The following is a 13,559-nucleotide window of genomic DNA, read 5'->3' on the forward strand; positions in this document are numbered from 1 at the left end:
ACTTCGTTTACACAGTACTTTATCAATCATGAATATTTCGATTTAATAGACAATACTAATGTGCTAATTTTTCACGTCCAATACTAACAATTTGCTCTGAAATCTTTTTGTTAACCCCTTTTACTAGTACCCAACTGTGCCAATATAATGTCTCTACTAATTCCTTACCAGGGCATAAACTTATTAATTGACCCGCGATTAACTCTTGCTCTATTTGCAATTTGGGTATCAAGCAATAAGCAACGCCCTGCTTCGCTAACGGGATAAACGCTTCTGATGAACGAACACTATGACAATAATACTCACTGGCTGCCAAGTTAAAGTGTTTTGCAATATAACGTACGTGCATATCATCTTTATGATCATAACTTATCGCTGGCGCCATCTTTAATGAGTTTTGGTTTACCCCTTCCGGAAAGTATTTTTTAGCAAAAGCTTTACTGGCCACCAAACAATATTCCATCTCACCAAGCTTGAAAGAGCGATAACCTTTTAAGGGTTTTTCAATAGTGCTTACTGCGCCAATAGCTTGGCCGCTTCGTAACTTATCTAAAGTTCTCTCTTCATGTTCAATAATTAAATTCAACTCAACTAAGTGATTTTTAAGTACTGGTGTAATTGCATCAATAAACCAGGTAGCAATACTGTCTGCGTTAACCGCTAGTGAGATTTTCATCGGCTTAATTGGCTGATCTGGAGATAATAGTGGTACCAGCTCATGCTCAAGTTGTTTCACTTTTTTAAAATGACTTAGTAATTGTTCACCTGCGGGTGTCGCGACGATAGGTTGATTACGAATAAGAACCGGTTGTCCAACATGCTCTTCTAACGCTTTAATGCGTTGAGATATTGCTGATTGTGAAATGAATAGTTTTTGTGCCGCCAACTCGAAGCTTTGTAGTTCGATAACTTCAGCCAGCGCAGCAAGCAGTTTATAGTCAAAATTTGCCATAATCTCACACAATCCTTCATAAGTTTTGCTAATGATAGTTAATTATTATTAATTATATTTAAATAGAGGATTAATGCAAACTAGCGCTTATCAAATCTACAGACTATTTATCGAGTACCATTATGAGCTTATTAGTTTTAGCAAAAGGTTTTACCCTAACATTAAGTATGATCATACCTATTGGTACGCAAAACTCTATGTTAATCAATCAGGGCATTCATCAAAATCATCATAAAATGACCGCCGCTCTTTTTGTTCTTTACGATGCTTTATTAATAAGTATGGGCGTACTTGGCGGTAGCATTTTACTGTCACATAACGCCACTTTATTCAATGTACTCACTTGGGGTGGTATCTTGTTTTTAAGTGTTTATGGCCTATTGTCGATGAAATCTGCATTTGTGCGAAGTAAGAATACTGCTGATACTATTTTGAAAAAGAAATCAGCAAAAATTATTTTTCTGACAACCTTGGCCGTTACTTTTTTAAATCCACATGCTTACATTGACACCGTAATGGTTATTGGCAGTGTTGGCGGGCAATACTCAGATGAGGTAAAAGTGTATTTCCTTATTGGTTGTATTTTTGGTTCGTTAACTTGGTTTAGCTGTTTAGCATTTGGCGCAGCCAAACTTTCAAAACAATTAAGCAAACCAAAAGTAAAAATGACGATAGATATAATTATTGCTTTAGTAATGTGGTTAATTGCTTGGTCGCTGTTTACTACATGGATGGCCAGATAATCCCAGTAGCACGGAATAATTATTAAAAAGTGAAGAAATGCTAATACTGCTTATGGCATAATCTAGGGAAATACCGCTAGGTATAAATATCCCTAGTATTAAGCTATTAATAACATAAGAGTTTTAGCATTTCATGACCACTGCCACAAAAGATCTTTCATCACACACCCCTATGATGCGCCAGTACTTAACTATTAAGGCTGAATTTCCACATACTTTGATCTTTTATCGCATGGGTGATTTTTATGAATTATTTTTTGACGATGCCAAAAAAGCTTCTGATTTATTAGATATATCACTTACCGCTCGAGGTAAAACTGGCGGTAATGCTATTCCAATGGCGGGTGTGCCATATCATGCGGCTGAAAACTACTTAGCGAAGCTAGTCGCCCTAGGTGAATCGGTCGCTATTTGTGAGCAAATTGGCGATCCTGCCACGAGTAAAGGCCCAGTAGAGCGAAAAGTCGTACGTGTTATTACACCCGGTACTGTTAGTGATGAAGCACTGCTAGTCGACAGGCAAGACAATCTCATTGTTGCCATCGTCGATAATCAATCCCCAAATGCAAAACTAAAAATAAGCTCAGCACCCGCTTTTGGTCTTGCTTATTTAGATATGGCCAGTGGTCGATTTGTACTCACTGAACCACAAACTGCTGAACAACTCCAAGCTGAACTTCAACGTTTATCTCCTGCAGAATTACTTTATAGTGAATCTCTACAAGACTTTAGTTTAATCGAGCAAAGAAAAGGTTTACGTCGTCGTCCAGAGTGGGAGTTTGATCTTGATACTGCCATTAGTTTATTGAATAAGCAGTTCGATACCAAAGAGTTAACTGGTTTTGGTGTTGATGACAAGCCTTTAGGTCTGGCTGCTGCAGGTTGTTTATTTCAATACGTCAAAGATACTCAACGTACTGCCCTGCCTCATATTCGTGCCATTGTTTGTGAGTCTGCCAATAAAGGTGTAGTACTTGATGCAGCCACTAGACGAAATTTAGAACTGACCCAAAATCTACAAGGCGGTTTAGATAATACCCTTGCTGCTATTTTAGATAAATCTTCCACACCAATGGGGTCTCGTTTACTTAAACGCTGGTTACACTTTCCATTACGTGATTTAACGGTTCTTAATAACCGCCAAAATACGGTGAGTGATATCATAGCATTAGATCTTATCACGCCTATTCAGCCATTATTAAAAGGCTTGGGTGACATTGAACGTATTGTTTCTAGAATCGCCTTAGGCTCTGCAAGGCCTCGTGATTTTGCTCGTTTACGTCATGCTCTACAACAATTACCAGAGTTACAGAATGAGTTAAAAAGTGGATTAACAGAATCCCCTACTAACTACTTAGCCACTATTGCTCAGCAAAGCCTGCCAATGCCTCAACTAGAAGGCTTGCTAGTACATGCCATTGTTGAAAACCCACCCGTACTAATACGTGATGGTGGTGTTATCGCACCGGGTTATAATAACGAGCTTGATGTACTACGCGATTTAAGTGATGGTGCGACTGAGTTTTTAGCGCAACTTGAACAACGTGAAAAAGAACGTACTGGTATCCATTCATTGAAAGTAGGTTATAACAGGGTTCATGGTTTTTTTATTGAAATGAGTCGTACCGCCGCCGTTGATGTACCTGATGATTACATTCGCCGCCAAACATTAAAGAATAATGAACGTTTTATTACCGAAGAATTAAAGCAACATGAAGAGAAAGTACTTAGCGCTCAAAGTAAATTTTTAGCCCTAGAGAAATCACTCTATCAAGAGTTATTCGATAAAGTATTACCTGATTTAGCGCAACTGCAGCAATTAAGTCAAGCCATTGCTGAGCTCGATGTATTAACTACCTTCGCAGAACGTGCACTAGCGCTAAACTACGTAAAACCTAGCTTAGTTGAAGAACCAGGCATTAGTATTGATGCTGGTCGTCATGTTGTCGTTGAACAAATGACTAACGATGCCTTTATCGCCAACCCAGTGTTGTTAACAGAACAGCGAAAGATGTTAATTATTACTGGTCCAAATATGGGCGGTAAATCTACCTATATGCGCCAAACGGCCTTAATAGTTTTACTTGCTCATATAGGTTGTTATGTGCCTGCTGACAACGCGACCATAGGTTTAGTTGATAGGATATTTACCCGAATTGGTGCTTCAGATGATTTAGCCAGTGGCCGCTCAACCTTCATGGTCGAAATGACTGAAACGGCAAACATTTTACACAACGCTACGGATAAAAGTTTAGTGCTGCTTGATGAGATTGGCCGTGGAACTAGTACTTACGATGGCTTATCACTCGCTTGGGCTTGTGCTGAAATGTTAGCACTTAAAACCAAAGCTTTTACTTTATTCGCGACCCATTATTTTGAACTGACTTTACTTGCCGGTCAAATTTCAACCTTAGCCAATGTGCACTTAGATGCCATGGAGCATGACGATAACATCGTCTTTATGCATGCAGTACAAGAAGGAGCGGCTAGCAAAAGTTTTGGTTTGCAGGTAGCACAGTTAGCAGGTGTACCAAAAACAGTGATCAAGCGTGCTAAACAAAGGTTAAGTGAATTAGAGCAACAGCAAACGCCAAGCATACTACCAGCACCTATACAAAATGATGCCTTTGAGCAGCTCAGTTTCGCCCCTGAAGAGCATTCAGTGGTAACAACACTTATTGATACCGATATTAATGAGCTAAGCCCGAGACAGGCACTAGACTTATTATTTAGCTTAAAAGAACAACTCTAAGCTAATCACTAATGACCTATTTTAGCTAGTTGAGTCTACAAACTCAGCTGGCTAAAGTTACAATAAGTAAACCGCTATCAGGTTTAATAAAGTACACACTTAAGAAATATGGTCTTCAGGAACGAAAAAAGCCTCAGCAGGATTAGTGCTGAGGTTTTATCTTTTTATGGTGCCCCGACCCGGATTTGAACCAGGGACACGAGGATTTTCAATCCTCTGCTCTACCAACTGAGCTATCGGGGCATTCTTTATCGAGTCGAACTCTCTAAAGAGCGCGTATAATATAGTTAAAAATTATCAGTGGCAACCGTTTTGTAAAAAATATTGTATTAAAAGTAAAATTTATTGATAGTGGTTAATTAACATACCGTTAAGCGAGTTAAAACGGCTTAAATAACAGCACTAGTGGAATTAAAGCTCAAACTCACTAAAATCTAAATCAGTATCTGGTGTTGTCTGAGTTTTACTTGGGGGATCAAGTAACGATGGCTGCATATCAGCTTCATTTTCTTGTATGGCGATGATCAGTTTTTCCTTTGGTTTTTGCTGATTTTTCTTACGCTTTTTTCGTTGAATGCAACGTTTTATGACTTTTTGTTTTTCATCGTTGTTAAAAGTTTTCCATTCTAGTCGTTCATCACGCGAGCGCATGCAACCTAGGCAATGACCTTTCTCATCCGACTGACAAATGCCGACACAGGGGCTAGGAACGTCAAAAAACTCTAATTGCATTTAACCTCCTCCCTAATACCTATTTTAGTAAGTTATTACTCACTTATGCTGGTTAAAGTGCGCCAAGACCGCATTATTCTCAATAGTAATAGCTAGCTACTTTGCAATTTTTGTCTTACCTTGTTTTATTTTCACTACGCTCAACAAGATCACAAATATAATAAAAATGGTGTTGGAATATCTAAAAAATAAATAAAAAAAATGCGCTGTAAGTTAAGTATAACTTATCAACGCATTTTTATAATAGCCAGTTAAAACTGGCTCTAAAATTTTTTAAAAGCTAAATTTACGCTAACTTATCACTAACAATATGATAATCAGGGTCTTCAATTATATTAAGCTCAACTAACTTATCTGCCTTGTGCAACAGTTCTTTACACTCTTTATTTAAGTGTTTCAAATGCATGTTTTTGTTACGCGATAAATAACGCTCAGCCAAAGTATCAATTGCTTCAATAGCAGAGTGGTCAACAACACGTGCATTTTTGAACTCAACAATAACATCATCACTGTCGTCTTCTGGCGTAAATTGCTCAAGGAAATTAGCAATTGAACCGAAAAATATTGGCCCATTCACTTCATATACTGTTGAGCCATCTTCATTAACGCTACGGTGAACTAGAATATGTTTCGCGTGTTCCCAAGCAAAAACTAGCGCGGATACGATAACACCAACGATAACAGCAACAGCTAGATCTGAATAAACAGTAACTCCTGAAACCAATATAATAACAAAAGCATCTGCTTTAGGTACTTTGCCTAAGATACGTAGACTTGACCACTCAAACGTACCAATAACCACAATAAACATTACGCCAACTAATGCAGCTAGTGGTATCGCTTCAATTAAGCCAGAAGCAAACAATATAAAACCTAATAAGGCTAAAGCTGCAGTTATACCAGATGCTCTACCACGACCACCTGAGTTTACGTTGATCATAGACTGACCGATCATCGCACAACCACCCATACCGCCAAAGAAGCCTGTAACAGTGTTAGCTGCTCCTTGAGCAATACACTCTTTATTACTGCGACCACGTGTCCCAGTTAATTCATCAATTAAAGTCAGTGTTAATAAAGATTCAATAAGACCAATTGCCGCAAGAACAAGCGCAAAAGGAAGAATAATTTTAAAGGTTTCGAATGAGAACGGAACTTGAGGAATCGAGAAAGTTGGTAAACCGCCAGCGATTGAAGCAACATCACCAACAAGTTTAGTATCAAGGCCAATACCAAAAACTAATAACGACACACCCACAATAGCCACTAAAGTAGAAGGTACTGCTTTAGTAAGTTTAGGGAAGAAGTGTATAATTGCCATTGTCAGAAGGATCAAACCTGCCATGGTAAATAATGGTGTACCTTGCATCCATTCAAGTTCACCAGCAGCGTTAGTTACTTTAAATTGCCCTAACTGAGCTAAAAAGATAACAATCGCTAAACCATTAACAAAACCTAGCATTACAGGGTGCGGTACTAAGCGAATAAACTTACCTAATTTAAATATTCCCGCCAGAATTTGTATTACGCCCGTGAGCACCACAGTGGCAAATAGGTATTCAACACCATGAATGGCAACTAAACTTACCATTACCACAGCCATGGCGCCCGTGGCACCAGAAATCATTCCAGGTCGACCACCAAAAATAGCGGTAATTAAACCAACTATAAAAGCAGCATATAAACCAACTAAAGGCTCTACCCCGGCAACAAAAGCAAAAGCTACCGCTTCAGGTACAAGTGCTAACGCAACTGTTAGACCTGATAACACATCATTTTTCAAGTTAGACACTTTACTGGCGTGTAATTCAAACATTTTTATCTCATTGGGTTTATCGCTAATAGTTAACTTTTCCGGTTAAATCATTGGCGAAGACGAATTGGCGAACATGATTCATTTATGTTTAATTAACGTTAAACATAGACAAAAACAAACAAGTTTTACGTGATTTTTAGGGGCGGGAATACTATAGAAATAAAGAGGAAAAGTCAATATTTGCTTACTTTTACAACACAAGTAAGCAAATAAATTTTACACTGACAATTAAATTAATTGTTAGCTGCTTCACGTTGCTCTAAAAAAGCTTTTATTTCATCTCTAGAGCTTAAAATATGATGCTTTAATACCGCAACAGCTTCGTCAACATCGCCGGTTTTACAAAAAGCTAATAGCTGATTGTGTTCAGGTCCTGCTTTTGAAATGCCACCTGCCCACAATAAATGCATACGAATATATCTATCCGCATTTTTATTTAAGGTATTAACTAAATCTTGTGTTTGTGGACGATTAGCCGCCGAGTATAAACAATTATGATAGCGAGAGTTCAGCTCGCTCCAGGTATTTGCGGCATTTTCCTTACCAAGGGCTTTATCTAATTGGCCTAAAATCTCACTTGCCTCAGCTAGCTTTTCACTAGTTAATAGTGGTAACGATGCAGCTAATAAGTGCCCTTCAAGCATTGCTCGCAATTCAAAAAGCTCAACAACATGCTTAGCGTTAAGTTCAGTTACTGTGGCGCCTTTATGTGGTTCAAAGACAACTAAGCCTTCTCCTTCAAGCTGCAATAAGGCTTCTCTTACCGGAATACGACTTACATTTAATTCGGTCGCTAACGCCGCTTGACGAAGTGATTCGCCCGCTTTCAACTCACCACTAAGAATTTTTTCTCTAAGTGTTTCAACCACTAACTGTGTTCTTGTTTTATATACTATAGTCATAAAGTTTTTCCGAACAATATTAGCAACTATTAAGGAGTCAGTAGTATAACACCATTAAAAATGTACTTTTACCGTTTAAATTATCTAAAAAAGGCAGAAATTTATCCGCCTTTTTACTATGGTTAACTTGAATAAATATTATAGCTAGCGATTAACGGTAACTACTCAACTATCCAATAAGTTTCTTTCTTTTGACCATTGCGTAAATATTTAAAAGTAACTCTATCGCCTTTTTCAAAGGTAGCTAGATGCTTCTTAATTTGAACCGCTGATGCCAAATCAATAATAGCACGACCGCCCACTTCCAGCAGTATGTCACCACCAAGTAAAATAGGACTGCGACCAATGACAACACTAAGGTTACCACCTTTAAAGCCTAATTTATCTGCTAAAGTACCTGGTATAACATGCTGAATTAACATGCCGTGGCCTGCTGTATTGTTAATAGCATACGACTGTTTTTTATTAAGTAACAATGGAATAAAACCCGAGAATGTACCTGGGTCACTATCAATTATATGGCGTACGGTATCAACTGAAACAACAAAACCTAAGCCATTGCTGCCACCACTTTTAGATAATATATGGCTAACAATACCAACAATTTCACCATTGAGGTTAAACATTGGACCGCCAGAATTACCTTGGTTAATTGAAGCATCAGTTTGTAATAAACGTGGCACTAAGGTTCTGCCCGGTATTGCGTTACCGTCACGAATACCACTTAGATAGCCAACAGATAAACTGTGGCTAACACCAAAAGGTGCACCAATAATAATAACCTGTTCACCAATTTGATAATCGTTACTTTTAGCTAATTTTAATGGTTTAGCTGTGCTAGGAACTTCCCCTGCCTGAATCATCGCCAAATCAATAAGCGGCTCTACCCAAACAACATGACCGGTAGTTTTAGTGCCATCAGCAAATTCAACTTCAATTGCTGTTGCTTTATCAACAACATGAGCTGCTGTTAAAATACGACCTTCGCTACTTACTAAAGCTCCTGACCCTAATGAATTTGCAGTTTTTGCTTTATATGCTACTTGACCAATTTTTGGATCAGCTAGTGATTGTACATGTAATTCAACCACTGAAGGGTTGACCTTCTTATATAGTGTTTGAATCGAATTTTCTTTGACTTGAAATGCTTGGATTGGTGTTCCACAGCCACTTAAGAAGAAAATACTAAGAAATAGAAGAGCTCTGCTCATTGAAAAATCCGCCTATGATGAAATTGATAACAGTGTAACTAAGTGTAATCTTTTTATCATTCTTTTTATGTACTTGAATAGATAAATAGTCGAGTTAAGATGATATAGTAAAGGTGATTATATATACCCAAGCCACTTGAAGCTGCGTGTTTCAGGACGCCTGAGTAATTGATGATCAAGGCACCTCATTTCATTAATGGTTATCCCCTTAAAAAATGAGGCAACGAAGAGTATAAATTACTCAGGTGTCCCCGTAGGGCTAGTTTAGAAACGCTTTATGCTACGTTATTGATTTCGACAAGAGAACAACCCTTATCTTCAATCAATGCCTTGCCTAAAGGCGTTTCTAATTCCAGCTGAAACCTGCATCTTCATGTGGTTTGGGTATGAATAGGAACAGAACATGGAAATTATCGCCATACTGGCGTTACTGTCATTGGTTTGGTTGCTCTGGCAATTAGTTAAAGCAAAACGCTTTACTCGTTTTAAACAACAAATTGATTCAGAATTAAAAGATAAAGTCATTGCTAATATTATTGAAGAATTGGCATCAACTCGCTGTGAACAATTTCCTAATAATGATTGCCATCAAACTGCAACATTAGCTTATTGGACTCAATATAAAAGCCGCATATTGCATGCGGCCTTAGCACGTGAAATTATTGACCAACAATGGTTAATTGACAGCGGAAACTTACGTAACGCCCAACATTTGTTTTTCATTGAACGTCAATATTTACCCTTACCAAGTCAAAGCGAAGCCTAATTCGGCAAACTAAAACTTAGCAAAAGGTTTAACCAAAAAGTTAAGCCTTTTTAGCAAATTGTAAATCCCATACACCATGACCTAGGTTTTGACCACGATTTTCAAACTTCGTTAACGGACGAGAATCTGGGCGTGGCACATAATCATTACTTTCAGACAAGTTGTTATAACAGGGTGCACTTTGCATATCTTCTAGCATACATTCTGCATAATTTTCCCAGTCTGTTGCCATATGGAATACACCACCAACTTTCAACTTTTGTCTGATCGTTTCGACAAACTCAGCTGAAACTATTCGGCGCTTATGATGCTTTTTCTTGTGCCAAGGATCTGGAAAGAACAACTGAACGGTTGTTAGGGTATCGTCAGGTATACAGTCTGCTAAAATCTCGATAGCATCATGTTCATAAACTTTTAAATTACTAACGCTTTCTTCAACCGCTGATGAAATGCACGCACCAACACCAGGTTTGTGAACTTCAATACCAATAAAGTTTAGCTCTGGTGCTGCTTTAGCCATTTCGACTAAAGATTTACCCATACCAAAACCAATCTCTAAAACCACAGGGTTTTCATTGGCAAATAATGTTGGAGCATCTATAACGCCATCACTATGGTTTAAACCCATAGTTTGCCAATGATCGTTAATCGCACGTTCTTGATTGTTAGTTAACCGGCCTTCGCGTTTAACAAAGCTACGTACTTTACGAATGTACTTACCTTCTTGTTCGGCTTGTTCTATGGTTTTATGTGTTTTTTCGTTTTTTTCAGTCATAAGTTTTCTTTATTAAAAAAGTTAGTTCGTTATTCTAAATAAATGGCATTTTAGACAAAGCCGTCAAGTTATTCAGTGCCTGCGCTTATGGAACATAAGTAATGGTAATGAATAGCGCCGACAATGCCGTATAAAAATCATTTATGACGAATAAAACTATTCAGCCCACCAAACATCGTATAGGTCGCTTACCGCTACTGAAGTTGCGCCATTATCAGTCAACCATTTTTCAACAGTGCTGCGATTCTCATCAGTACATGAACCTAGTTTTTGAGTGCAAATAAGACCATGCCATAAAGTATCACCTTCACCACCAAAACCTAAGCCATTTGGTTGGATAGCCTCTGCAAAAAACTTATTAATGAAAGCATCAAGTTCTTCACCATTTATGCCATCTTTTAATTTCCAAGCAACATCGAAGCCTAATTCCTGAAACTCATCAACACGTAATTTTTTACGAATACGGGTACTACGGTTTTTTGCGTTCATTTTCATTATAAAGCCTTATATTTTTCTTAATGCTAAGTTGGAACTAAGCTGAGCGAATTTTAAAGGCGACATTATATACTCGTTAACATCAAGATGCGAATTTGCCTATTTGAGCTCAACACATTATTTAGTTACACTGCGCGCTATGAATAATCCTATAGTAATATCAGCCAAATCGGCTGAACAATTTGGCCAGCAAGTCGTAAGCTGGTATCACCTACAAGGTAGAAAGCACTTACCTTGGCAACAAGATAAAACCCCATATAGAGTGTGGATTTCAGAGATAATGTTACAACAAACACAAGTTGCGACAGTTATCCCTTACTATCAACGTTTTATGGAAAGTTTTCCGACAATTACCGACTTAGCCAATGCTGATGAAGATGTGGTTTTACATCATTGGACTGGTTTAGGCTATTATGCTCGAGCGCGTAATTTACATAAATCAGCTAAAATCATGCTCAATGACTATGATGGCCACTTTCCCATTGAAATTGAGCAAGTTATCGCTTTACCTGGCATAGGTCGCTCGACCGCTGGCGCTATTTTAAGTTTATCGTTAAAACAATATCATCCTATTTTAGACGGTAATGTAAAACGGGTGCTGGCACGAAGTTACCTTGTTGAAGGTTATAATGGTTTAAGTAAATTCGATAAAGCGTTATGGCAATTAAGTGAGAAATTAACGCCTGCCATTGAAACCGATAGTTTTAATCAAGCGATGATGGATCTTGGGGCAACGGTGTGTACTCGTAGTAAACCAAGCTGTGAAGTATGCCCAGTTGAGCAAAGTTGCCTAGCCAAAGCGGGTGACCAGCAAATGAACTTTCCTCAGAAAAAACCTAAGAAAAAAATTCCTGAAAAGCAAACCATCATGGTGATCCCAAGATTTAAAAACGAAAACTGTGATAAAGTTTTGATGGAAAAGCGCCCGCCTGTTGGTATTTGGGGTGGCTTATGGTGTTTTCACGAAGTTGATGAGCTAAGCGAAATTAATGACTTAATGACGAGTTTGTCACTTAAGGAAATTTCATCACAAACCCTAACTGAGTTTAGGCACACTTTCAGTCATTTTCATTTAGATATTACTCCCGTGGTAGTAGACTGCCAGCAACTTGAAGTTTCAAAAATAAACGAACCTAATCAGCAAAAGTGGTATGATTTACACCAAGGATTGAGTGTCGGCTTAGCGGCTTCCACACAAAAACTACTTACTTTGCTTAGAGACTGTTAACCTTTGATGTTTATATCTGTTCAAATTAAATAAACAGTAAAGTTCAACAGCCGTACTAATTAACTACTACCTACCTAATAAAGAGAAGAGAATCCATTATGAGTCGCACAGTATTTTGTCAAAACCTAAACAAAGAAGCCGAAGGTTTAGGTTTCCAACTTTATCCCGGCGAAATAGGTAAACGCATTTTTGATAACATTTCTAAAGAAGCTTGGACTATCTGGCAAAAAAAACAAACCATGCTAATAAATGAAAAAAAAATGAATATGATGAATGTTGATGACCGTGCTTTTTTAGAAGCAGCTATGGTTGCTTACCTATTTGAAGGTAAAGAACCAGAAATTGAAGGTTATGTGCCGCCAAGCAAATAATCGCAATTAACAGTTACACAGATTTTGACTGTTTATTTAATAGCTCGTTAATGCTTATAAAAGGTGCATGAAAATCAAACTTGCTGTAAAAAACAGCAAACAAACACTTTTTATAAAAAACTTAGTAGAAAACAGTTGACGGGGTAAAGGAAAAACAGTTTAATACGCCCCGTCTTAACGAGGTAGCGAATTACAGCCAAGTTAAACATGTTGTGCCCCGATAGCTCAGTTGGTAGAGCAGAGGATTGAAAATCCTCGTGTCCCTGGTTCAAATCCGGGTCGGGGCACCATTTACAGAAGTGGTGCTCAATAGAAATATTAAGTAATACTTCGGTGCCAAAAGTATTTAAGTTGTTTAGATTAAACTTAGATATTGCACACAGCTTTGTGTGCCGACTTAGCTCAGTTGGTAGAGCAACTGACTTGTAATCAGTAGGTCGCCAGTTCGATTCCGGCAGTCGGCACCATTTATTCTCTTCGGAGAAGAAACGAAACCTTAACAGCAATGTTAAGGTTTTTTTTCGTCTGGAGTTTATCAACTATGCTACTAATTGAATCAGTAACTCATTAACGTGCAGCAGTTCAATTCCGGCAGTCGGCACCATTTATTCTCTTCGGAGAAGAAACGAAACCTTAACAGCAATGTTAAGGTTTTTTTTCGTCTGGAGTTTATCAGCTATGCTACTAATTGAATCAATGACTCATTAACTTGCAACAGTTCGATTCAGGTAATCGGCCCCCTTTATTCTCTTCGTTTCGCCTGAAGTTTACCAAGTACAGAAAGAGTCTTTATTAATTCAACTTATACCAATTTCA

At 38.0% G+C, this 13,559-nt stretch carries 12 protein-coding genes and 3 tRNA genes; 7 read left to right on the top strand and 8 right to left on the bottom strand.

Translation table 11 applies throughout. From position 1 onward, the window contains the following. Window positions 1–55: 55 nt before the first annotated feature. A complete protein-coding gene (locus CXF79_RS18550; RefSeq protein ID WP_101157082.1) occupies window positions 56–952 on the bottom strand; it encodes an ArgP/LysG family DNA-binding transcriptional regulator in 897 nt (298 codons plus the stop codon). A 122-nt stretch (window positions 953–1,074) separates the two neighbouring features. On the opposite strand from CXF79_RS18550, the gene CXF79_RS18555 reads away from it, so the two are divergent. After that, window positions 1,075–1,695 carry a LysE/ArgO family amino acid transporter gene (locus tag CXF79_RS18555; protein WP_011044872.1) on the top strand — a complete coding sequence of 207 codons (621 nt, stop codon included), beginning with the start codon at window positions 1,075–1,077 and terminating at the stop codon, window positions 1,693–1,695. A gap of 133 nt (window positions 1,696–1,828) precedes the next feature. Further along, the gene (gene mutS / locus CXF79_RS18560; protein WP_101157084.1) at window positions 1,829–4,447 is read left to right on the top strand and encodes a DNA mismatch repair protein MutS; all 2,619 of its coding nucleotides are present in this window, start codon (window positions 1,829–1,831) and stop codon (window positions 4,445–4,447) included. A 167-nt stretch (window positions 4,448–4,614) separates the two neighbouring features. Here mutS and CXF79_RS18565 read toward each other — a convergent pair. The 5 genes from CXF79_RS18565 to CXF79_RS18585 form a co-directional block, all read right to left on the bottom strand. After that, window positions 4,615–4,690 (bottom strand) — tRNA-Phe (locus CXF79_RS18565). Between the two features lie 168 nt (window positions 4,691–4,858). Then, on the bottom strand, window positions 4,859–5,179 hold the full coding sequence (locus CXF79_RS18570; protein ID WP_011044875.1) for a DUF1289 domain-containing protein: 321 nt from the start codon (window positions 5,177–5,179) through the stop codon (window positions 4,859–4,861). A 286-nt stretch (window positions 5,180–5,465) separates the two neighbouring features. Beyond that, entirely contained in the window at window positions 5,466–6,995 is a 1,530-nt protein-coding gene (locus tag CXF79_RS18575; protein WP_101157086.1) for a SulP family inorganic anion transporter, read from the bottom strand. Between the two features lie 233 nt (window positions 6,996–7,228). Then, window positions 7,229–7,897, bottom strand: coding sequence for a GntR family transcriptional regulator (locus tag CXF79_RS18580; protein ID WP_011044877.1), 669 nt, complete (start codon window positions 7,895–7,897; stop codon window positions 7,229–7,231). Between the two features lie 161 nt (window positions 7,898–8,058). Continuing rightward, on the bottom strand, window positions 8,059–9,108 hold the full coding sequence (locus CXF79_RS18585) for a S1C family serine protease (protein WP_011044878.1): 1,050 nt from the start codon (window positions 9,106–9,108) through the stop codon (window positions 8,059–8,061). A 403-nt stretch (window positions 9,109–9,511) separates the two neighbouring features. On the opposite strand from CXF79_RS18585, the gene CXF79_RS18595 reads away from it, so the two are divergent. Next, window positions 9,512–9,874 carry a hypothetical protein gene (locus CXF79_RS18595; protein WP_011044880.1) on the top strand — a complete coding sequence of 121 codons (363 nt, stop codon included), beginning with the start codon at window positions 9,512–9,514 and terminating at the stop codon, window positions 9,872–9,874. A gap of 40 nt (window positions 9,875–9,914) precedes the next feature. On the opposite strand, the gene trmB is transcribed toward CXF79_RS18595, so the two are convergent. Beyond that, window positions 9,915–10,649, bottom strand: coding sequence for a tRNA (guanosine(46)-N7)-methyltransferase TrmB (gene trmB / locus CXF79_RS18600; RefSeq protein WP_101157088.1), 735 nt, complete (start codon window positions 10,647–10,649; stop codon window positions 9,915–9,917). A gap of 156 nt (window positions 10,650–10,805) precedes the next feature. Next, on the bottom strand, window positions 10,806–11,144 hold the full coding sequence (locus tag CXF79_RS18605) for a YggL family protein (RefSeq protein WP_011044882.1): 339 nt from the start codon (window positions 11,142–11,144) through the stop codon (window positions 10,806–10,808). 139 nt (window positions 11,145–11,283) lie between these two features. On the opposite strand from CXF79_RS18605, the gene mutY reads away from it, so the two are divergent. The 4 genes from mutY (at window position 11,284) to CXF79_RS18625 (ending at window position 13,210) form a co-directional block, all read left to right on the top strand. Then, a complete protein-coding gene (gene mutY / locus CXF79_RS18610; RefSeq protein WP_101157090.1) occupies window positions 11,284–12,372 on the top strand; it encodes an A/G-specific adenine glycosylase in 1,089 nt (362 codons plus the stop codon). 98 nt (window positions 12,373–12,470) lie between these two features. After that, window positions 12,471–12,743, top strand: a complete 273-nt coding sequence (locus CXF79_RS18615) for an oxidative damage protection protein (RefSeq protein WP_011044884.1) — start codon at window positions 12,471–12,473, stop codon at window positions 12,741–12,743. 214 nt (window positions 12,744–12,957) lie between these two features. After that, window positions 12,958–13,033 (top strand) — tRNA-Phe (locus tag CXF79_RS18620). Window positions 13,034–13,134: 101 nt separating this feature from the next. Then, window positions 13,135–13,210 (top strand) — tRNA-Thr (locus tag CXF79_RS18625). Window positions 13,211–13,559: the final 349 nt, after the last annotated feature.

It is taken from the genome of Colwellia sp. Bg11-28 (genome assembly GCF_002836245.1).
GTDB lineage: Bacteria > Pseudomonadota > Gammaproteobacteria > Enterobacterales > Alteromonadaceae > Colwellia > Colwellia psychrerythraea_A.

Bases quoted from the DNA above. Each gene is read 5' to 3' on its own strand.
- CXF79_RS18605 (WP_011044882.1), bottom strand. From the start codon at position 11,144: ATGAAAATGAACGCAAAAAACCGTAGTACCCGTATTCGTAAAAAATTA.
- CXF79_RS18585 (WP_011044878.1), bottom strand. From the start codon at position 9,108: ATGAGCAGAGCTCTTCTATTTCTTAGTATTTTCTTCTTAAGTGGCTGT.
- mutY (WP_101157090.1), top strand. From the start codon at position 11,284: ATGAATAATCCTATAGTAATATCAGCCAAATCGGCTGAACAATTTGGC.
- trmB (WP_101157088.1), bottom strand. From the start codon at position 10,649: ATGACTGAAAAAAACGAAAAAACACATAAAACCATAGAACAAGCCGAA.
- CXF79_RS18580 (WP_011044877.1), bottom strand. From the start codon at position 7,897: ATGACTATAGTATATAAAACAAGAACACAGTTAGTGGTTGAAACACTT.
- CXF79_RS18555 (WP_011044872.1), top strand. From the start codon at position 1,075: ATGAGCTTATTAGTTTTAGCAAAAGGTTTTACCCTAACATTAAGTATG.
- CXF79_RS18595 (WP_011044880.1), top strand. From the start codon at position 9,512: ATGGAAATTATCGCCATACTGGCGTTACTGTCATTGGTTTGGTTGCTC.
- CXF79_RS18570 (WP_011044875.1), bottom strand. From the start codon at position 5,179: ATGCAATTAGAGTTTTTTGACGTTCCTAGCCCCTGTGTCGGCATTTGT.
- CXF79_RS18615 (WP_011044884.1), top strand. From the start codon at position 12,471: ATGAGTCGCACAGTATTTTGTCAAAACCTAAACAAAGAAGCCGAAGGT.
- mutS (WP_101157084.1), top strand. From the start codon at position 1,829: ATGACCACTGCCACAAAAGATCTTTCATCACACACCCCTATGATGCGC.
- CXF79_RS18550 (WP_101157082.1), bottom strand. From the start codon at position 952: ATGGCAAATTTTGACTATAAACTGCTTGCTGCGCTGGCTGAAGTTATC.
- CXF79_RS18575 (WP_101157086.1), bottom strand. From the start codon at position 6,995: ATGTTTGAATTACACGCCAGTAAAGTGTCTAACTTGAAAAATGATGTG.